The following is a 19759-nucleotide window of genomic DNA, read 5'->3' as shown; positions in this document are numbered from 1 at the left end:
CCTTGATCCTGGTCGCGGCCCTCGCCGGTGGCACCGTGGCCTGGGTGGTGTCGAAAGGGGAGACCGAGGCGCCACAGACCCTTCCCACGGCCGCTTCCACGGCCTTACCCACGGCAGCAGCCGTCGACCCCGGTTTCAAGCCGTGGGCCCAGGCCGCACCGTACAGCCCGGAGGAGCGTGCGCTGGCGGTCGCGGCGCCGTCATTGGTCTTCGTGGAAGCGGTCTTCACCGGCTACGTCCGCAACGCGCGGACGAACGCCCTGCTGCGTGCCTCGCCGATCACCTTCACCCGCCGCTGCAGCGCCTTTCTGGTGACCCCGGACGGGCACGCACTCACCAGCAGTTCCTGCGTCAAACCGAGCGAGGAGAACGCCCGTCAGATCGCGCTCGACGCGGTGGCCCGGATGCTCGTGCGGGAGAAGACGTTGAACGAAGGCGAGGTCGCCGAGTACGTCCGGACCAACCTGAGCAAGGTGCGGTTCACCGGCGTCGACGTGGGCACCCAGCCGACCAGTGAGGTGTACGGCCAACTCAACGACGCCAAGGGCAATCTGACGACCGAGCCGGCCATCCCGGCCCAGGTCGTCCGGGCACTGACCACCGAGGCCGGTAACACCGCGTTGATCAAGTTCGCCCGGGGGAACCTGCCCGCCGTGGAACTCAACCCGTCGGCCGCTCTCGCGGAGGGATCGTCCCTGCTCGTGCTGGGCTTCGCCACGAGCGACACCGACTTCCGTACCGCCACCTACCGTCCACAGTCCAGACTGGTGACCGTCACCGGGACCGGCCGTCGCGGGTCGGTGGCGATCCACCGGATCAACGAGGATGTCGGCACCGCCTCCCACGGCGGTATCGCGCTGGATCCCAGCGGGCGCGTCGCCGGCATGATCGACCAGGATCAGGCGCGGCCGGACCGCGCCAACCGCGTGGTGCTGCCGGCGTCCACACTCGCCGGTCTGTTGAAGGAATCCGGCGCCGGCAACGTCTTGGGCGAGCAGGACAAGCTCTACCGCAGCGGCCTTGACGCGTACTTCGCCGGAGAGCACGCGGCGGCGATCAGCCGTCTCGAGACGGTGGCCCAGAACGCGCCGGCCAACCTGCTTGCGCGGGCCTACCGGCAAAACGCGATCGAACGACAGCAGAACGAGGGCGTGCGACCCGGCGGCTCGGCGTGGCCGGCGGTGCTGCTCGCCGGCCTCGGTGCGGCACTGGTCGCCGGCCTGATCGTCCTCGTGGTGGGCCTGACGCGGCGTAGGAGAGCGTGATGACCGGCTTGTCGTGGTTGCCCCGGGAGTCGCCGGTCGGCCCGACGGGTGCGCCAGCCCGGCCGATGTCCCGGCTGCTCTCCGCCGTGCTGGTGTTCGTGGTGGGCCTCCTGCTGGTGCATGTGCTCTTCGAGACGTGGCTGCAGGTCCTCAGCGGGCCGACCAGCCGCGACCCCCGGGTCAACCTGGAGAACGCGGCGCAGTGGCCGAAGCAGTTGAAGACCGCCCTCTACCTCGGGCTCGCCCTGCTCACCGTGGTCAAGGTCGCGCTGGACCGGCAGTGGCGGAGGTTCTGCACGGTCGCCGACCTGGCCCTGCTTGTCCTCGGCCTGGTGATGGTGCTCGCCGGGTTCGTCAACGACTCGTCGACGACTCTGATGGGGGAGGCGCTCTTCGTCTACTTCCGGGGCGTCCTCGTCTTCTACGCGCTGCGCGCGGCGGACCTCGACCGCACGCTGGTACGCCGGATGCTCGTGCCGGTGGGCGTGGTCGTGGGCGTCAACGTGGTGCTCGCCCTGGTCCAGATGATCGCCGGGCGATCCGCGCACAGCGCGCTCGGATGGGTGGACCTCACCTGGGCGGAACAGAGCCGGGCGCAGGGCCTGCAACCGCATCCCAACCATCTCGGGCACCTGCTCGGGCTCGCCCTGCTGGGGTTCGTGGCCTGGGTCGCGGTGCGGGACCGTGTCCGTCCGCTCTGGTGGGTCCTCGCCACCGTGGTGGCCGTCGCGATGTCGGCGACCCAGTCCCGGGAGTCGCTGATCGGCGTGCTCGCCGCTGGTGTGGTGGTGGCGTTGCTCGTCCGCCGTGCCGCCCGCCGCGTCCTCACCGTCTGCCTGATCGTGGTGCTCTGCACCGCCGGCCAGATCGCGGTGCGGCCGGACAACCGTGCCGAGTGGGAGCGGCGTATCGACAACGCCTTCTCCGGTCTGACGAATCCGGCGGGTAGCGAACCGAACCGCTCCACCGGGCCGCCGGTCACGTCGCCGAAACCCACGGCGTCAACGGGCGGACGACCGACCTCGACTCCAGCGACCTCGTCCGCAGCCTCGCCTCGATCGTCGGCCTCACCTCGGCCCGAAGCCTCCCCTCGGCCGACCGTCGCAGCCCGGCCCTCCGGCCCGACCGCCACGACCACCCCCGCCCCGGCCGCTGCCCGGCCAGCGGCGCCGGTTCGCGAGATCCGGGTGCTCTACCTCCAGCAGGCCGCACAGATCCTGCCCCGGCAGCCGCTGCTCGGCTTCGGCATCGGTCAGTTCGGCGGCGTCGTGGCCGAGAAGGACAATCCCAACTGGCACAAGAATCCGAAGTTCGGCCCAGAGGGATTCAACCGGTACGGGTTCCACGCCGTGCAGGTCGACTCGTTCTGGCTGCACCTGGTGATGGAGGTCGGTCTCGTCGGCCTCACGGTCTATCTGGCGTGGCTGGCGATGGTCACCTGGCCGCTCGTGTCTCGGATTCGTCGGGACAGACGGATGTCCAGGGCCCCTGACGAGGCAACGGTGTGGGGCGTCGCGGCGATGGTGTTCGCCTGCCTCGTCGGATTCCTCTCACCCTCGATGGAGGATCCGCTCCTTCCACCGCTGCTCTGGACGATCATCGGCGTGGCGTGGTGGGCGGCGGGCCGGCCCGCGACCGCCCCGGTGCCCGACGGCCCGGAACCCGACTCCGTCGACCGGGTCGACGGAGAGGTGGACACCCAGATCCTGTCGACGGACGAGATTCTCGCCCAGGCCCGACTCGCCCGTGCGCCACGCCAACCCGGATGACCAGGCCAACGACCGTCGTGACTGCCGGGCGTCCCGATCTGAATGGTGGTGTGGCCTACTGGCCACGGTTACAATCCACATGCCGCCGGACCGACTGCGGCCGGCGGCTGTCGACGTGGCGGTCTCGGAACACGTCGCCATCGCCCGTCGAGTGCGGCGACCACGGGGGTGGACCGACATGGGTGACCTGAAGAGGTGCCCGCTGCTGTTGTCCGATGCCGGCTCCGGCGCTGTTCCGGCGGGCGGCCACTGCTCGCCATGACCGATCGCCCGGCGCCGGGTCCCGCAGCTGTCCATCGGAGTCGCGAGGCACGGTCGGTGATCCGTCCGCGGTCCGCGACCAGCCCGACCGCGGACGCGCCGACGGTGGCCTTCCTCGAACCCGCGCGCGAGGTCGCACCGGCGATCTCCGTCTGCATAGCCGTCCGAGACCGGCCGGCTCTCCTGGTCAAGTCGATCCGCAGCGTGCTGGCCGGCAGCTTCGACGATTTCGAGGTCGTTGTCGTCGACGACGGTTCCAGCGTTCCCGCCCAGGACTGCCTGGCCGAAGCGGGCCTGTTGGCCGACGAGCGTATCCGGCTGGTACGCCAGCGCGCGTCGGGCATCAGTGCGGCACGTAACACCGCGTTGCGGATCGCCAGAGGCCGGTGGATCACCGTGCTCGACTCGGACGACGAGTTGACTCAGGACGGTCTTGCCCGGGTAAGGGAGTTCATCGCCGCCACCGGCGCGTCCTGGGTCTACACCGATTACGAGGAGATAGCCGGAGACCGCGTCAGGCCGATCCGGTTGCCGTCGTACGACACACCGCGCCGGATGCTCTGGGCGGTCCTGACCCGGCCTCGACTACCGTTCAAGCACTCGGGCATGTCGATCGAGCGCCAACTGCTCGTCAAACTCGGCGGCTACGACGACCAGCTTCCCATCAAGGTGGATGTCGAACTCGTCCTGCGCGCGCTCGCCATTGGCATCCGGCTCGAGCACCTCTCCCACCCGATCGTCCGGTTCCACCGGCACGGCGGCAGCATCAGCCGGCAGCGCTTCGCCGGACTGGCAGTCTGGTTCCGGCTCATCGACGACTATCGCCAGCCCCGCGTGCCGGGTCTCGCGCTGGTTGTCAAGATCGTGCGTACGGCGAGCGAGATCGGCAAGTGGCTGGTCGCCTCCCTCGGGCGTTAGGCGCCGACTCCTCGACCGCCCGTGGTCGGAACCGGCGTCACGCTGGCGGCAGGAAGCCGGTGGGATTCTCGGCGAACATCCTGTTGGCGAGGCTGTAGTCGTCGACGCGACCGATGTCGAGCCAGAAGCCGTCGTGCCGCCAGCTGCTGACCGGCCGTCCCGCGCGGAGCAGGTCGAGGATGAGCTGGGGCATGTCGTACGGGCCTTCGGGGATCTCGGTCAGCGCGGTGGGCGACATGGCGTAGGCACCCATGGAGACGTCCAGCTTGAGGGTCGGTTTCTCGTCGTAGCCGATCACCCCGCCGTCGTCGTCCAGCTGCAGGATGCCAAGTTCGATCTTCTCCGGTCGGCTGAAGACGCTCACGGTGACCGGTGCGCCGGCCTCACGGTGCCGGGCCATCAACGAGGTGAAGTCGAGATCGGTGAGCAGGTCGCCGTTCATCACGAAGAAGTCGTCGACGAGGTTCCCGGCGAGCCTTCGTAGCGGACCCGCGGTGCCGAGCGGGCGCTCCTCGCGGATGTAGTCGATGCTCAGGCCCCACCGGCGGCCATCCTCGAAGTAGCCCTCCAACAGGTATGCCAGGTGACCGGTCATCAGTGTCACCTCGGTCACGCCGTGCGACCGCAACTGGCGCAGCAGGATCTCCAGAATCGGCATGTCGCCGACCGGCATCAACGGCTTGGGAAAGCTGGTGGTGAACGGGCGCAGCCGGGTTCCTCGGCCGCCCGCCAGGACGACGGCCCTCATACCGCGTACCGGTCCACGTCGAAGCGGTCGAGGTGCGCCCGGACGTATGCCACGACGTCCGCCAGGCCGTCGCGCAGGGACACCGTGGGCTGCCACCCGCACCGTTCCTTGGCCCGGTCGATGCCGGCGACCAGCTCGAACACCTCGCTCTGTGCCGGCCGGAGACGCTGGGCGTCCTCGACGATGTCGACGTCCGGACGGCCGGCGACGTCAGCGATCAGCCGGGCGAGGTCGCCGATGGCGATTCCGCGCCCGTTGCCGATGTTCGTGACCTGCCCGACGCAGGCGTCGGCCGAGCCGACCGCCAGGAACCCGGACACCGTGTCCGCGACATGGGTCAGGTCCCGGATCGGTCGGAGATCGCCGAGCGCGATCCTGTCCCGCCCTGCCACCACCTGCGCGGCGACGGTCGGGATGACGGCGCGGGCGCTCTGCCGCGGCCCGTACGTGTTGAACGGACGGATCACGGCAACCGGCAGGCCGAACGAGCGGTGGAACGACTCGGCCATCGCGTCCGCACCCATCTTCGACGCCGAGTACGGCGACTGCGGCTGGAGCGGGTGCTGCTCGTCGATGGGTGTGTATCGGGCCGTGCCGTAGGTCTCCGAGGTGGAGGTGTGCACCACCCGCCGGACGTCCAGGTCACGCGCCGCCTCCAGCACGTTCAGCGTGCCGGTGACGTTTGTCGCCACGTAGGACGCGGGGGCGATGTAGCTGTATGGGATGGCGATCAGGGCGGCCAGGTGGAAGACCGTGTCGCATCCCTCGACGCTTCGACGTACCGCGAACGGGTCGGTGACGTCCGAGTGCACGATCTCGACGGCCCGGCGCACCTCCGGGGCGGCGTCGGCGAGCATGCCGAGCTCGGAACGACCGGTGTAACGGACCATCGCACGGACGTCGGCGCCGGCACGAACGAGGCGTTCGGTGAGGTGGGAGCCGATGAACCCGCCTGCTCCCGTGACGAGGACGCGACGCCCCTGCCATTCCTCGTTCGTCGTCAGCCCGGTCATGCCGCACCTTCCTCATCGGTCTGCGGTCGGTGGCCGTCGATCATCTCGGCCAGCAGGTCGCGGAGACTCACCCGGAGGGGAATGGTCGGCTGCCAACCGACCTCGGTGGCCAACCTGGCGGCGGAGCCCACCTGGCACCGGACGTCGCTCCCGCCGTCGGCCACCTCCACCGTGGCACCGTCGAGCCCGGCCAGGTCGAGCAGGGTTTCGAGGACCGTCCGCACCGTCACGCCGGCTCCCGAGCAGACATTGTAGATGCCGCCGGCCCGGTGGGGCTGCGCCAGTTTCACGTAGGCCCGGGCGATGTCGCGGACGTCGGTGAAGTCCCGTACCGCGTCGAGATCGGCCACCCGTAGCCGGTCCCGGCGGCCCGCGAGCACGTCGGCCACCCGCATGGCAAGGGCGCCTGCCACGGTGGTGGTGTCCGCACCCGGGCCGACGTGGTTGAACGGGCGCGTCGCCGTCACCCGGATGCGACCGTCGGCTGCCATGGCGAAGGCAAGCGACTCCGCGGCCGCCTTCGCATGGCCGTAGGCCCCGAGCGGGCGGAGCGGGGTCCGCTCGGTGATCGGGTTCTGTTCCGGCGGCACGGCACCGTACTGGGCCGACGAGCCGACCAGGATCAGCCGTGCCGGCGCGGAGCCGGTGGTGGCCCGCAACGCCCGACACACGTTGTACGTCGTCAGGACCGTGTCCGCGACGAGGTCCTCGGTGTCCGGCCCGCGCTGCGGCAGGGTGGCGGCCAGGTGGAACACGACTTCGGGTCGGACGGCGTCGACCAGGGCCGAGGTCGCCCTGGCGTCCCGGAGGTCGACCGGCAGGTACCGCTCCCCGTCGGGCGCCGTACGCGACCGTCGACCCGTCCCGACCACCTGGTGTCCGTACGACCGCAGGAGGTGCCGCAGGTGAGTGCCGACCCAGCCGTGCGAGCCGGTGACCAGGGCGGTCGTCACGGGCGCAGGACCGATCGGTAGATCTCCGCGATGCGGTCGGCCACGAGATGCTCGTCGAGCCAGGCACTCTTCTCCCGGCCGTCGGCCCGCTGGCCGCTGTCGAGCACCTCGCCCACCCGGTCGGCGAGTTCCCGCACCAGTTCGACCCGGGCAGGACCGGCGAGCGGTCCCGGCGGGAACCGGACGACCGCGCCCGGTCGTACTCCGTCGAGGACGTCCGCGACGTCACCGACGTCGACGGAGACGACGGGCAGCCCCATCGCCGTGGCCTCCTTGACCACGGTGGGCGAGCCCTCACTGCCCGGACGGGACGTGAACAGCAGCACGTCCGCGGCGTCGTACTTCCGTACCAGGTCGGCCTCCGGCTGGCCGGGCGCAGACAGGACGAGTTCGCGTACGGAGGGGTCGCGCCGTGTCAGTTCTTCCAGCACGGCGCGGAACACGTCGTACCCCTTGACCGGTCGGGCCGGATCAGCGCCGAAAAGGACCACCCTGGCCGTCGGCGGGATGCCGAGTGCCTGCCGGGCGGCGAGCCGGTCACCGGGCCGGAACAGCCGGAAGTCCACGCCGTTCGCGACCACGTGACCGGCGGCGTCCCCGGCCGTCGCGGCGAGCCGCTGCGAGACGTAGATCCGCGCCCGCGTGCCCCCCCAGCCCAGCCGGGTCATCACGCGTTGCCGCGGGGCGTTGACGTCACTGCCGTAGAGCGACAGCACCCGGACCGGGTGACCGGCGAAGCGGGCGGCGGGCGCAGTCATGCCGTAATGCACGTGCACGACGTCGTAGTTGCCGGAACGGACGCGCCGGCGGATACGGGGGGCCGCGGCGAAGTAGTCCAGCTTGCCCCGGGACTGGGCGACGACCTCCACGTCTACGTGGTGACCGCGGGAGCGCAGCGCCGCCACCTGGCGCTGCACGAAGATTCCCCGGTAGCTGCCGTTCTCGGGCCAGAGATTGGTGACGGCCAGGATCCGCAGGCCGCCAGCCGGCGACCCTGGTTCGGGCGTTGCCTCCACGGCTTCCTTTCGTGACACGCTGATCGCCCCGCTGGCCTAAGAAACCGGGCGCTGCCCGGAGCGGGCGCGAACGAGGGTGAGCATCCGACGGGAGTCGTTGTACAGCAGAGCGGCGGCGACGCACAGCACGCCCGCACCGAGCACGCCCGCCCCCCACGACCAGCTCTGCATGAATTCAAGGCTTGCCACGAACGCGCCGACGGCGAGCAGTGCCACGCAGCGCAGAAGGGCAGGGGCCCAGGCCAGCCGGTGGAACCGCGTGACCACGACGACCGGGATCGTCGCGGTCACCGCCGTACCGACCAGGTAGCCGAGCGCCACCCCGGTCGCACCCATCGGTCGCGCTGTCAGCCACACCAGGGCGAGACCGACCAGGCAGCCCAGCACCGCGGAGGCGACCGGTATCCGGGCATGCCCGGGTGGACCGCTGGCGAGGGCGTTCACCGACGGCACCTGGAGGATGCCGAAGAAGGAGGCGCACAACATGAGACGGAGCACCGGCGCCCCTTCGGCGTACGGGCCGCCGCCGAAGAGGACGAGGACGACCGGTGCCAACAGCAGGCCCAGCAGGAACACCGGGATCATCGTCACGGCCAGGGCCCGGGTGGCGCCGTCGACCTGCCGGCGTACGGCCCCGGCATCGCCCGCGCCGTGCGCGCTCGCCATGGCGGGGAAGAGCGCCAGGGCCAGGGCCCGGGGGAGGAAGTACAACGGTGCGATCAGCGCGACGGCGGCAACCAGGTACGCCACCTCGGCGGGCTCGGCGAACTGACCGGCGAGCATCTGCGTTCCCTGGAGGAACCCGGCGCTGGCCAGCGTGCCGACGCTGCCGAGCACGACATACATGACTACTTCGCGCCGGGGGAACCGCCCTCCGGCGGGCGCCCCGTCCGCCCGACGATGCAGCCGCAGCCGGCGGCGGCTCAGTAGCACGAACAACCCGTAGCCCAGGCAGAGCGGGAGCAGGTAGCCGGTCTGGCCGGTGACGACGACGGCCACCGTGGCGACGACGGCCAGCAGGGAGGTGCCCAGTTCGATCCGGGCGTACTGCGCGACCAGGCCGTGGCCGTACATCGCGGACTTGTCCGTGGTGTACAGCGAGTAGGTCACGGTGAGTAGCCCCAGCGCCGCGGTGTCCCACGGTCCGAGGTCGTACAGCCGTTGGACCAGGAACGCCGTGCCGGCACCGAGCACGACCGACGCCACCAGGGCCTGCCGGGACAGGAACCGGTGCACTGCCCAGGCCGCGGCCGGGTCACCGGCTCCCCGATGGAAGGCGACGAACTTGGCGAGGCCGCTGGAGAGGCCACCGGGCAGGAGCAGGCTGGCCACCAGGCTGGCCGCCAGCATGATGCCGACCAGGCCGTACGTGCCGCGGTCGGTGTCATGGCTGGTGAGTGATCCGTGTACGAGCCGGGTGCCGCCGACCGCCACCAGCGCGAGCATCGACAGCGCCCCGGCCCGGACGACGGACGTGCCGCGTGCCGGGCCCACCGCCGCGCCTAGAGTGGGCTGTGCTGGCGGTGCGGACGTGGATGGGGTCCCGCCCTCGGACGCCGTAGGATCCTTCAGGCGCATCAGTTGGACCTTGTCACGCTGGCGTCGCTACTTTCGTCTGGGGTGGTAATGGCCGAAGAGGTCCACACCGGTGCCGTCGGTACCGCCGCCCGCACCTACGGCGGGCAGGACACCAGACCGTCCGTGGTTCCTCGCGTGCGTCCGGGACGCCGAGCCGTCCGGGTGGCGACTGTGCTGCTCTCGGTCGTGGTGGTGGTCCTCGCCGCGTGCGCAGCATACGTGAGCGGAGAACGTGGTGTGGGGCAGGCCGGCCCCGGCACGGCCCCCTCCGGGCAGGCCTCCGCCGGTCCCGCCCTGCGTGATCTGATGCCCGCCAACATCCGGATCGGCGCGGCGGTCGACGGGCGCCTGTACGCCTCCGACGACCGGTACCGGAGCACGCTCGTCACGGACTTCAACGCGGTCACCGCGGAGAACGCGATGAAGTGGGCGAACCTGCAGCCGGAGCCGGGCAGGTACGACTGGACCGCGAGCGATCAGGTGGTCGCCCTCGCGCAGTCCCACGGGCAGGCGGTGTACGGTCACACGCTGGTCTGGCACAGCAGCGTGCCGTCCTGGCTGTCGGAATCGTGGTCCCGCGAGCAGTTGCGCTCGGCGCTGAGGCACCACGTGCGGACGACGGTCGCCCGCTACCGGGGCAGGGTCTGGGCGTGGGACGTGGTCAACGAGGTCCTGGCCGAAGACGGCAAACTGCGCGACTCGATCTGGCTCCGCAAGCTCGGGCCCACGTACATCGCGGATGCGTTCCGGTGGGCGCACGAGGCCGACCCCGACGCCCGGTTGTTCGTCAACGACTACGGGGTCGAGGGCCGCTCCCGCAAGGCCGACGGGCTGTTCAAGCTGGTTCGTGAGCTGCGGGCGCAGGGCGTTCCGGTGCACGGCGTCGGCTTCCAGGCCCATCTGCGTTCGAACACCGCACCCATCGATGCGACGAGCAACCTGCGGCGCTTCGCCGCGTTGGGCGTGTCGGTGGCCATCACGGAGCTCGACGTCCGGATCCAGTTGCCCGTCAGCACGAAGAAGCTGCTCGACCAGGCACTGCTCTACCAGCACATGCTCAAGGCCTGCCTCGCCGTGTCCACCTGCGAATCCTTCACGGTCTGGGGCTTCACCGACGCCAGTAGCTGGATCGCCTCGCACTACCCGGGATACGGCGCTGCCTGCATCTATGACAGCGACATGAAACCGAAGCCCGCACGCGACGCGTTGCTGCACGAGTTGCGCCGCCGAGTCGCCCCTTCCCCGCGTTGATCGGGCCTTGTCCGCGCCACGGCTTGGCACTAGGCAGGACACCGTGCGGAGCATAAGGTGCACGTCGCGATCTCCCGTCTGGGCGATGTGGAAAGGAAAGTCGTGTCCGCGCAGACCCAGTTCCTCTCGACTGTCGCGCCACAGCAGTCACCGAGGTTCGACCCCGACCTCGGGGTGATCACACCCCCCTCCAACGGCATGCCACGGTCGGCCTTCGCCCGGCCGGTCGCCCCACGGGTCAGATGGCGGCGGCGGTACGTGGCCTGCCTCGTCCTGATCGACTTCGTCGCCGCGCTGGCAGCGAGCCGGACCGTGGTGGCGCTGTTCGACTCGGCCGACGCCGGCTTCTGGGACCAGCGGGTGTTCGGCGGTACGGTCAGCGCGTTCGCCCTGGTGGCGAACCTCGGCGTGCCGTTGATGTGGATGACGATCCTCGCCGGTGCCGGCGCGTACGACCGCCGGGCGCTCGGGCGCGGCACCGAGGAACTCAAGCGGGTGGTGCGGGCCAACGTCGCGATGGCCGCCACCGTCTCGTTCCTGGCGCTCGGCTTCAAGAAGGACCTGTCCCGCGCGACGGTCGCCGCCATCATCCTCTGCCTGCTGTTCTACGCCCTGGTGACCCGGGCGGGCGCCCGGGTGGTGCTGCGCCGCATCCGCCGGGTCAGCCAGCGGGCGTCGCAGCGGGTGCTGCTGGTCGGACGGCTCTCCGACGCCCTGGCCGTGCACGAGGTGGTGACCCGTAACCCGGGTGCCGGGCTGCGCCCGGTCGCCATCCACCTGCCGCACTCTCCGCGGCCCGGCGAGCGGGTCACGGCGCCGGTGCCGGTCTACGTCGGTTGGGACCTGGTGCCGCTGGTGCAGCAGCTCGGCGCGGACACCATCGCCGTCTGCGGCCCGGCCAGCCTCGAGTCGTACGAGCTGCGCAAGCTGGCCTGGCAGCTCGAGGGGACCGGGCTCGACCTCGTGGTGGTGCCGCAGGTCACCGACGTCACCGGCCCACGCATCCACGTGCGTCCGATCGAGGGCCTGCCCCTGCTCAACGTCGAGGAGCCGACGATCTCCGGCCTCTCGCTGCTGGCCAAGAGCATCCTCGACAGGACCGCCGCGTTGGTCGGGCTGATCCTGCTGAGCCCGCTGCTGGCCGGGATCGCGCTGGCCATCAAGGCGACCGACCGGGGGCCGGTGCTGTTCCGGCAGACGCGGATCGGCCACGAGGGGCGGGCCTTCAAGGTCTGGAAGTTCCGCACCATGTACACCGACGCCGAACAGCGGCTGGAGGCGTTGCGCGACCGGAACGAGAGCGACGGCCTGCTCTTCAAGATCAAGGATGATCCCCGCGTCACGCCCATCGGCCGGCACCTGCGCGCGCTGTCCCTGGACGAGCTGCCCCAGTTGGTCAACGTGCTGATGGGGCAGATGTCGCTGGTCGGCCCGCGCCCGCTCCCCACCGAGGACGACGACTACCGCGGCGACGTCCGGCGGCGGCTGCTCGTCCGGCCCGGCATCACCGGGCTCTGGCAGATCTCCGGCCGCTCCGACCTGACCTGGGAGGACGCGGTCCGGCTCGACCTGCACTACGTCGACAACTGGTCGCTCGTCTACGACCTCGGCATCCTCTGGAAGACGCTCAGCGTGGTGCTCGCGCGGCGCGGCGCCTACTGATCCGGGCGCCCACCGGGCGGGCGGCGGCCCGTCCGGTGGGCCACCTCGCCGGTGCCCCGGGGCGGCTCGTGCGCCGCTACCGCTTGCCCCCGCTGATGATCTCCTGCACCGCGTCCCGGCGCACCGAGTCGTAGAACGACTTCACCCGGCCGGTGTCGGCGAAGACGACGCTCTCGGTACCGACCCGTCCCGTGCCTTTCGTCGGGCTGGTCAGGAAGAACAGGTTCCCGCTGCGCAGGCCGCGCAGTTCGGTGGCCATGTCCAACAGGGACAGCTCCTTGTCCACGGAGACGGAGTCCGAGGTGGCCTGGAGGAAGGAGTTCAGCTTCCCGGGGTTGGTGAGGATGCCGCCCGAGGAGACCTTGTCGAGGATCGCCTTGATCACCTGCTGCTGGTGGCGGATCCGGGCGAAGTCCCCGTCCGCGAACTGCTTGCGCTGGCGGGCGTAGTCGAGCGCGGCCTCGCCGTCCATCTCCTGCGTACCCTGGGCGAAGGTCCGGAACGGTGGGTGGATCGAGGTGAATTCCTTCTCCGCGGTGATCCGGACCCCACCCAACGCGTCGATGATCTCCTTGAAGCCGGCGAAGTCGACCATCGCCACGTGGTCGACGCGGACCCCGGTGAACTTCTCGACGGTCTGCACCATCAGCGGTACGCCACCCCACGCGTAGGCCGCGTTGACCTTCGCGTCCCGGCCGCCGTGGTTGCCGTCCCGGGAGCGGGGCACGGCGACCCAGGTGTCGCGGGGGATCGAGATGAGCTGGGCGCTCGACCGGTCCTTCGGCAGGTGGGCCAGGATTATCGTGTCGGTGCGCGATCCCGACGTGCTCTCCGGGTCGCGGGTGTCGCTGCCCAGGATCAGGATGTTCATGGCGCCCTTGGTCACGGCCTGCGGGCGGGACTCCTCCGGCACGTCCGTGAAGGCGTCGACCCGCTCGATGTCCGACTCCACGGACCGCAGGTAGAGCCCACCGGCCACCACGCCACCCACGCCCAGCAACGCCACCACCAGCAGGCTCACCAGAACGATCCGCCGCCAGCGCCGGCGCGGCTTCCCAGCCGGTGGCTCCGGGGACGCGGGGTCGTCGGCCGTCGGCTCCGGCTCGACGGACTGTGGAGTGGACATGGCGGCGATGCTACTGATCCGTCCGCGCGCGCGGGTACCCTCGTCCGGCTGACGGTGACGCACCGCTCGTTCGCGATCCGTATGGCGCTGCCACGCGGGCGGGCTGCGGGAACGAAACTTCCACTACACCTGACGGCTCGCGGCTGGTAGAACCCTTTCGTGGACGCAACGAAGCTCCGACGGGCCATCGCCCGCACCCGGCTCGCCCCCGTCGCGGCCTTTCCCAAGCGCCTGGCCCGCGTCGCCCGCCACGACGCCAAGGTGCTGCGTACCTCGGCCCGCTGGCTGGTCACCTCGCGGGAGCACCACAACTACACGTACGAGCTGACCAAGCTGAGCCGCCACCACCTCGCCTGGTTCGTCAGCGTCGTCTGCGACGTGCCCGTCAAGCAGGTCCGCGCGTACTTCGCCGAGATCGAGTCGGACGACGTGCTGCGCCGGCACATCGAGTCCGCCACCGCGGGTGCCGCCCGCCGGGGGCTGGCCGACAGGCAGGTGCGTTACGCCCGCCGCATCGGCTGGTACGCCATCGTGCGCGCCAGGAAACCCTCGCACGTGGTCGAGACCGGCGTCGACAAGGGGCTCGGCAGCTGCGTACTGGCCGCCGCGCTGCTGCGCAACGCCGCCGACGGGCACCCCGGCCGGGTCACCTCGCTGGACATCAACCCCGAGGCCGGCTACCTCGCCCGCACCGCGCCCTGGTCCGAGGTGGTCGACCTGGTCGTGGGCGACTCCATCGCCTCGATCGCCGCGCTGGACCGGCCGGTCGACCTGTTCCTGCACGACAGCGACCACAGCCGGGCCCACGAGAAGCGCGAGTTCGAGGCGGTCGAGGGCAGGTTGGCCCCGGGCGCGTTCCTGCTCACCGACAACGTCACCGCCACCAACGTCCTCGCCGAGCACGCCGAACGCACTGGCCGGCGGTTCCTCGCCTACCGGGAGACCCCCGCCAACCACTGGTATCCGGGAGACGGCATCGGCGTGGCCTGGTGAGGTCTCCCCTCAGGGTCGGGCGGCACCGCGTCCCACGGGGCACCGGCCGGCCGTGGGCCGTGGCAGGGTGACCGCATGCGGTTGAGCGCCATCCACACGTACCCCGTCAAGGGTTGTCACCGCCTCGACCACGACGTCGCGGGCGTCGAGCCGTGGGGGCTGGCCGGCGACCGGCGCTGGATGATCGTCGACGCGGACGGCGTCGGCGTCACCCAGCGGGAGACCACCCGCCTGGTCGCCCTGCGCGTCACGCCCCACGACGGCGGCCTGCTGCTGCGCGGCGAGGGCCACGCCGACCTGGCCGTGCCCGAGCCGGCCGGCGGTGAGCCGGTCGCGGTGCGGACGTTCCGCAACCGGAAGCTGCCGGTGCCCGCGCTCCCCGCCGGGCCGGCGGCCGACGCCTGGGTCAGCGCGTTCCTGGGTCGCGCCGCCCGGCTGGTCTGGCTCGCGCGGCCGAGCCGGCACATCCCGCCTGGGGACCGGGAGCACGACACCGGTGACCAGGTCAGTTTCGCCGACGCCTACCCGCTGCTGCTGGCCACCGCCGCCTCGCTCGACGCGCTCAACGGCTGGCTCGGCGAGGCCGGCGAGGAGCCCGTGCCGATGGCGCGGTTCCGCCCCAACCTGGTGGTGGAGGGCACGCCGGCCTGGGCCGAGGACGGCTGGGCCGGCCGCCCGCTGCGCATCGGCGCCGTCGGGTTCCGCGCCGCCGGGCCGTGCGTCCGCTGCGTGGTCACCACCACCGACCAGGAGACGGGGGTACGCGGCAAGGAACCGCTGCGCACCCTGGGCCGGTACCGCAACGTCAACCAGAAGCTCCTCTTCGGTCTGCACCTGGTCCCCGAGGGGACGGGCAGGGTCGCGCTCGGCGACGAACTGGTGCTGCGGGACTGAGCGGCGGGCAGACCCGTCGTGACCGAGGACGGGCACGTTAGCGTCCGGCGAAGGCGCACAGTGCCCGGTCCACCGCCGGGCGGGGCGGCCGTCCGTCCCGCCGCGGCCCTCCTCGCCGTCCCGGCCCCGCTGCGCGGCCCTCCTCGCCGTCCCGGCCCCGCTGCGCGGCCCTCCTCGCCGTCCCGGCCCCGCTGCGCGACCCGGCCGAGGCCCGACCTGTCGGCGCTCGCGGGCTCCGCTCAGCCCGTCGGCGTGAGGTCCAGCCACATGAGGATCTCGTCGCGGTCGTCACCGGGGGCGACCCGCAGCGCGCCGGGCAGCCGACCGACCTCCCGGTAGCCGAGGCGCCGGTAGAACCGGTCCAGCCCCAGCCCGTCCCGGACGGTCACGTGCAGCGCCTCCCACCCCGTCCCCCGGCCGATCCGCTCGGCCTCGCGCATCAGCGCGGCGCCGTAGCCGTTGCCCTGGGTGTCCGGGTGGACCATCACCCGCTTCAGCACACACCAGTGCGCCTTCAGGTCGAACCGGTTGTCGCAGAAGATCAGCGCGGCGACGGGCCGCTCGCCCGCGTACCCCACGAGGAGGCGGTCCGGGCCCTCGGCGATGCCGGCGAAGGTGGGCTCCGCCGTGCGCCGGACGTCGGCGGCGGAGACCGGGGGCACGAAACCGACCGCTCCGCCGGCGTTGGTCACGTCGACCCAGAGGGCGACGATCCGTTCCCGCAGCTCGGGGGTCAGTTCGGGGTCGAGGACGAAGCGCAGGCTCACCCGGTAATACTGACCCTGCGGAACCGCCGCGACCTGGGATCGTGACGCGCCCGACAGGGTGCTCGGTGTGCGGGAGGGGGGATTCGAACCCCCACGTCCTTTCGGACAATAGGACCTAAACCTACCGCGGCTGCCATTACGCCACTCCCGCCGACCCGCTGAGTCTAGAGTGTCGCGCCGCTTCGGTGGTGGGCCCGGCCCACGGCCTGCGGTCGTCGACGGCCGGAGGCGGGCCTCCCGCGGCGGGGACCTCAGTCGAGCCCGAGGTCCCGGCGCAGCTTCGCGACGTGGCCGGTGGCCCTGACGTTGTAGAGCGCGCGTTCGATCTTCCCGTCCTCGTCGATCACGAAGGTCGAGCGGATCACGCCGGTCACCGTCCTGCCGTACGACTGCTTCTCGCCGTACGCGCCGTACGCCGCCAGCACGGACCGGTCGGTGTCGGCGACCAGCGGGAAGGTGATGGCGTCGCGCTCGCGGAACTTCGCCAGCTTCTCCGGCTTGTCGGGCGAGATGCCGACGACCTCGTAGCCGGCCGCCTGGAGCGAGGCGAGCGAGTCGCGGAAGTCGCAGGCCTGCTTGGTGCAGCCGGGCGTCATGGCCGCCGGGTAGGCGTACAGGACGACCTTGCGGCCACGCAGGTCGGCCAGCGAGAGGGCCTCGCCGGTGTCGGTGGGGAGGCTGAACTCCGGCGCGGGGTCACCGGGGGAGAGGCGGTCGGGCGCGGTCATGGCACGACCCTACGTGCCGCCCCCGCCCCGCCCCGGGCGGCACGCCGCTCGCGCGTGGACGGACGCGGGGCAAGTTGCCATGTATTGGCAACAACCGTGGTCAGGAAATAGGCTGACGCCTACGGCTGATGGGGCCGGCCGACGCGTGGGAGGTCGCGTGGAAACCCTGGCGATGCACATCTCGAACGGAATCATCGACGGTCCCGTGGCGGCGGTCTTCGCGGCGGTGGCGCTGGCCGCGATGACGTTCTGCGTCCTGCGCGGCCGGCGCGACCTGGACGACCGGCTGGCGCCGATGGCCGGGCTCGTCGCGGCGTTCATCTTCGCCGTGCAGATGCTCAACTTTCCGATCTTCACCGCCGGCGTCAGCGGTCACCTGCTCGGCGGGGCGCTCGCCGCGATGCTGGTCGGCCCGTGGGTCGGCGCGCTCTGCGTGGCCGTGGTGCTGGTCGTGCAGGCGCTCGTCTTCGGCGACGGCGGCGTGGCCATGCTCGGGCTCAACATCACCAACATGGCGGTGCTCGGCACCGCCGCGGCGTACCTGCTGATCGCGTTGCTGCTGCGGGTGCTGCCGCGCACCCCCGCCGGCCTCGGCGTGACCGCCTTCGTCTCCGCGCTGGTGAGCGTGGTGGTCGCGTCGATGGGCTTCGTGTTCCAGTACTGGCTCGGCGGCACCACCGACCTGGGCGGCAACCTGGGCGGGCTGGCCGGCACGATGGCCGTCGCGCACCTGCTGATCGGCATCGGCGAGGGCCTGATCACCGCGACCACGGTGGTCACCGTCGCGAAGGTACGGCCCGATCTCGTCTACGCGCTGCGCGGGCTGCGCGCGGCGTCCACGCCCGCCGTCCCGGCCGTCGGAGGTGTCCGGTGAGGAAACGTTCCTGGGGATTCGTCGTCGGCGGGCTGCTGGTGGCCCTGCTCCTCGCCGGGGTGGTGAGCAACTTCGCCTCGTCCCACCCGGACGGGCTGGACTCGTCGCTGCGCGAGGGCTGCACCTTCGACGCCGACGACAACATCACCGGCGGCGACTGCCCCGCCCAGCGGGAGAAGGAGCACGAGGTCGGCGGACCGCTGGCCGACTACGGGGTGGCGGGGATCGACAACGAGTTCCTCTCCACCGGCCTGTCCGGCGTCGTCGGCGTGCTGCTCACCTTCGCGGTGGCCGGCGGGGCCTTCTGGCTGGTCCGCCGCCGCGACCCCCGGGACGAGGACGCGGCCGGGGACGCCCGCACCCCCGTCGGCGCGTCGGGTCGGGGGTAGCGACCGGATGGGCGCCGGGCACGCGCACGTGCTGTACCGGGACGCCGCGTCACCGGTGCACCGGCTCCCACCCGAGGTCAAGATCGCGGCGATGGTGGCGTTCACCCTCGCCGTGGTCGGCACCCCCCGCGAGGCGTTCTGGGCCTTCGGCGCGTACGCCCTGCTGGTCGCGGTGGTGGCGGCGCTGGCCCGGGTGGGGCCCGGCTGGCTGCTGCGCCGGTCGCTGATCGAGCTGCCGTTCGTGCTGTTCGCGGTGGCGCTGCCGTTCCTCGGCGCCGGTGAGCGGGTCGAGGTGCTCGGCCTGAGCCTGTCGTCCGACGGGCTGCTGGGGGCGTGGAACATCGTCGCCAAGGGCACCCTGGGCGTGCTGGCCTCGCTGCTGCTCGCCGCGACGACCACGACCCGGGACCTGATCGTCGGCCTGGACCGGTTGCGGTGCCCGCAGATCCTCACCCAGATCGCCACGTTCATGCTGCGCTACCTGGACGTGCTGGTCGGCGAGGCCCGGCGGATGCGGGTGGCGCGGGTGTCCCGGGGCGACGATCCGCGTTTCCTGTGGCAGCTGCGCGGCTTCGCGGCCGGCGTCGGCGCGCTCTTCCTGCGCGCGTTCGAACGTGGCGAGCGGGTCTACCTGGCGATGGTGTCGCGCGGCTACACGGGGCGGATGCCGGAGGTGTGGCAGGGCGCGGGCGCGGCGACCGCCGGGCAGTGGCTGGTCGCGGCCACCGTGCCGGTCCTGGCGGCCGGCATCGCCGCCACCGCCGTCGTACTGACATGATCAGAGCCGTGCAGACCGCCCTCTCCCTGGACGTCCGTGGCGTCCGGTACGCGTACCCGGACGGGCACGTCGCCCTGGACGGGGTGGACCTGACGGTGCCGCGCGGCGACCGGGTGGCGCTGCTCGGCCCCAACGGCGCCGGGAAGACCACGCTGGTGCTGCACCTCAACGGCATCCTCACCCCGAGCGAGGGGAGCGTGAGCGTCGGGGGGCTGACCGTCAGCCAGGACCGGGCCACGCTCGCCGAGGTACGCCGCCGGGTGGGCATCGTCTTCCAGGACCCCGACGACCAGCTCTTCCTGCCCACGGTCGCCGAGGACGTGGCGTTCGGGCCGGCCAACCTGGGCCTGCGCGGGGCGGAGCTGTCGGCCCGGGTGGACGAGGCCCTCGCCGCGGTCGGCATGGGCGAGCACCGGGACCGGGCCCCGCACCACCTCTCCTTCGGGCAGCGCCGGCGGGTGGCGGTGGCCACCGTGCTCGCCATGCACCCGGAGATCCTGGTCCTCGACGAGCCGTCGTCCAACCTCGACCCGGCGGCCCGCCGCGAGCTGGCCGGCATCCTGCGCACCCTGCCGGTGACGCTGCTGATGGTCACCCACGACCTGCCGTACGCCCTGGAGCTCTGCGACCGCTCGGTCATCCTGGACGCCGGCCGGGTCGTCGCCGACGCCCCGACGGCCGACCTCCTGGCGGACGCCGACCTCCTGGCCCGTCACCGCCTGGAACTCCCCCGGGGCTTCACCCCCGCACCCTGACCCGCCCCGGGCCCCGCCCGG

At 71.7% G+C, this 19759-nt stretch carries 19 protein-coding genes and 1 tRNA gene; 11 read left to right on the top strand and 9 right to left on the bottom strand.

The window, feature by feature from the left end; all coding sequences use genetic code 11:
* Positions 1 to 2: 2 nt before the first annotated feature.
* The 3 genes from ACGFIG_RS05630 to ACGFIG_RS05620 all read left to right on the top strand — a co-directional run bounded on the left by ACGFIG_RS05630 (position 3) and on the right by ACGFIG_RS05620 (position 4213).
* Positions 3 to 1265: a trypsin-like peptidase domain-containing protein gene (locus ACGFIG_RS05630; protein ID WP_392999571.1), complete on the top strand. Its 1263-nt coding sequence runs from the start codon at positions 3 to 5 to the stop codon at positions 1263 to 1265.
* A complete protein-coding gene (locus tag ACGFIG_RS05625; RefSeq protein WP_392999569.1) occupies positions 1265 to 3034 on the top strand; it encodes an O-antigen ligase family protein in 1770 nt (589 codons plus the stop codon). Before ACGFIG_RS05630 ends, ACGFIG_RS05625 begins: the two co-directional genes overlap by 1 nt.
* 318 nt (positions 3035 to 3352) lie before the next feature.
* Positions 3353 to 4213, top strand: a complete 861-nt coding sequence (locus ACGFIG_RS05620) for a glycosyltransferase (RefSeq protein ID WP_392999567.1) — start codon at positions 3353 to 3355, stop codon at positions 4211 to 4213.
* A gap of 37 nt (positions 4214 to 4250) precedes the next feature.
* Here ACGFIG_RS05620 and ACGFIG_RS05615 read toward each other — a convergent pair whose 3' ends face one another.
* From ACGFIG_RS05615 to ACGFIG_RS05595, 5 genes are read right to left on the bottom strand one after another with little or no spacing between them, the layout of a single operon-like run.
* A complete protein-coding gene (locus ACGFIG_RS05615; RefSeq protein WP_392999565.1) occupies positions 4251 to 4961 on the bottom strand; it encodes an NDP-sugar synthase in 711 nt (236 codons plus the stop codon).
* A complete protein-coding gene (locus tag ACGFIG_RS05610; RefSeq protein ID WP_392999563.1) occupies positions 4958 to 5974 on the bottom strand; it encodes a GDP-mannose 4,6-dehydratase in 1017 nt (338 codons plus the stop codon). The genes ACGFIG_RS05615 and ACGFIG_RS05610 overlap by 4 nt, the downstream gene beginning before the upstream one ends.
* Positions 5971 to 6927, bottom strand: a complete 957-nt coding sequence (locus tag ACGFIG_RS05605; RefSeq protein WP_392999561.1) for an NAD-dependent epimerase/dehydratase family protein — start codon at positions 6925 to 6927, stop codon at positions 5971 to 5973. The genes ACGFIG_RS05610 and ACGFIG_RS05605 overlap by 4 nt, the downstream gene beginning before the upstream one ends.
* Positions 6924 to 7943 (bottom strand): glycosyltransferase, encoded by a 1020-nt coding sequence (locus ACGFIG_RS05600; RefSeq protein WP_392999559.1) that lies wholly within the window; start codon positions 7941 to 7943, stop codon positions 6924 to 6926. Before ACGFIG_RS05600 ends, ACGFIG_RS05605 begins: the two co-directional genes overlap by 4 nt.
* Positions 7944 to 7979: 36 nt before the next feature.
* Positions 7980 to 9437, bottom strand: coding sequence for a lipopolysaccharide biosynthesis protein (locus ACGFIG_RS05595; protein ID WP_392999557.1), 1458 nt, complete (start codon positions 9435 to 9437; stop codon positions 7980 to 7982).
* A 255-nt stretch (positions 9438 to 9692) separates the two neighbouring features.
* Between ACGFIG_RS05595 and ACGFIG_RS05590 the strand changes: the two genes are divergently transcribed.
* The gene (locus ACGFIG_RS05590; RefSeq protein WP_392999555.1) at positions 9693 to 10772 is read left to right on the top strand and encodes an endo-1,4-beta-xylanase; all 1080 of its coding nucleotides are present in this window, start codon (positions 9693 to 9695) and stop codon (positions 10770 to 10772) included.
* A gap of 198 nt (positions 10773 to 10970) precedes the next feature.
* Complete coding sequence (locus tag ACGFIG_RS05585) at positions 10971 to 12434, top strand: sugar transferase (RefSeq protein ID WP_393001319.1); 1464 nt, start codon at positions 10971 to 10973, stop codon at positions 12432 to 12434.
* 76 nt (positions 12435 to 12510) lie between these two features.
* On the opposite strand, the gene ACGFIG_RS05580 is transcribed toward ACGFIG_RS05585, so the two are convergent.
* Positions 12511 to 13560: an LCP family protein gene (locus ACGFIG_RS05580; RefSeq protein ID WP_392999553.1), complete on the bottom strand. Its 1050-nt coding sequence runs from the start codon at positions 13558 to 13560 to the stop codon at positions 12511 to 12513.
* Between the two features lie 159 nt (positions 13561 to 13719).
* On the opposite strand from ACGFIG_RS05580, the gene ACGFIG_RS05575 reads away from it, so the two are divergent.
* Both ACGFIG_RS05575 and ACGFIG_RS05570 read left to right on the top strand, forming a co-directional pair.
* Positions 13720 to 14553: a class I SAM-dependent methyltransferase gene (locus ACGFIG_RS05575; RefSeq protein ID WP_392999551.1), complete on the top strand. Its 834-nt coding sequence runs from the start codon at positions 13720 to 13722 to the stop codon at positions 14551 to 14553.
* 75 nt (positions 14554 to 14628) lie between these two features.
* The gene (locus ACGFIG_RS05570) at positions 14629 to 15447 is read left to right on the top strand and encodes an MOSC domain-containing protein (protein ID WP_392999549.1); all 819 of its coding nucleotides are present in this window, start codon (positions 14629 to 14631) and stop codon (positions 15445 to 15447) included.
* Positions 15448 to 15686: 239 nt separating this feature from the next.
* Here the strand turns inward: ACGFIG_RS05570 and ACGFIG_RS05565 are convergent, their stop codons facing one another.
* From ACGFIG_RS05565 to bcp, 3 genes are all read right to left on the bottom strand, one after another.
* The gene (locus ACGFIG_RS05565; RefSeq protein ID WP_392999547.1) at positions 15687 to 16214 is read right to left on the bottom strand and encodes a GNAT family N-acetyltransferase; all 528 of its coding nucleotides are present in this window, start codon (positions 16212 to 16214) and stop codon (positions 15687 to 15689) included.
* A gap of 68 nt (positions 16215 to 16282) precedes the next feature.
* A tRNA-Leu gene (locus ACGFIG_RS05560) sits at positions 16283 to 16365 on the bottom strand.
* A gap of 100 nt (positions 16366 to 16465) precedes the next feature.
* Positions 16466 to 16942, bottom strand: a complete 477-nt coding sequence (gene bcp, locus ACGFIG_RS05555) for a thioredoxin-dependent thiol peroxidase (RefSeq protein ID WP_392999545.1) — start codon at positions 16940 to 16942, stop codon at positions 16466 to 16468.
* Between the two features lie 157 nt (positions 16943 to 17099).
* Between bcp and ACGFIG_RS05550 the strand changes: the two genes are divergently transcribed.
* Genes ACGFIG_RS05550 through ACGFIG_RS05535 form a run of 4 tightly spaced genes read left to right on the top strand, consistent with a single transcriptional unit; the run spans position 17100 to position 19738 of the window.
* Positions 17100 to 17816 (top strand): energy-coupling factor ABC transporter permease, encoded by a 717-nt coding sequence (locus ACGFIG_RS05550; protein WP_392999543.1) that lies wholly within the window; start codon positions 17100 to 17102, stop codon positions 17814 to 17816.
* Complete coding sequence (locus tag ACGFIG_RS05545; RefSeq protein ID WP_392999541.1) at positions 17813 to 18205, top strand: PDGLE domain-containing protein; 393 nt, start codon at positions 17813 to 17815, stop codon at positions 18203 to 18205. Before ACGFIG_RS05550 ends, ACGFIG_RS05545 begins: the two co-directional genes overlap by 4 nt.
* Before the next feature lie 7 nt (positions 18206 to 18212).
* A complete protein-coding gene (gene cbiQ / locus ACGFIG_RS05540; protein ID WP_392999539.1) occupies positions 18213 to 18983 on the top strand; it encodes a cobalt ECF transporter T component CbiQ in 771 nt (256 codons plus the stop codon).
* Positions 18980 to 19738, top strand: coding sequence for an energy-coupling factor ABC transporter ATP-binding protein (locus ACGFIG_RS05535; RefSeq protein WP_392999537.1), 759 nt, complete (start codon positions 18980 to 18982; stop codon positions 19736 to 19738). Before cbiQ ends, ACGFIG_RS05535 begins: the two co-directional genes overlap by 4 nt.
* The last annotated feature ends 21 nt before the right edge of the window (positions 19739 to 19759 follow it).

The organism is Micromonospora sp. NPDC049048, from assembly GCF_043197615.1.
Taxonomy (GTDB): domain Bacteria; phylum Actinomycetota; class Actinomycetes; order Mycobacteriales; family Micromonosporaceae; genus Micromonospora.
Note: the sequence above shows the minus strand (reverse complement) of the source record. Positions and strands in the feature narration are given on the sequence as shown.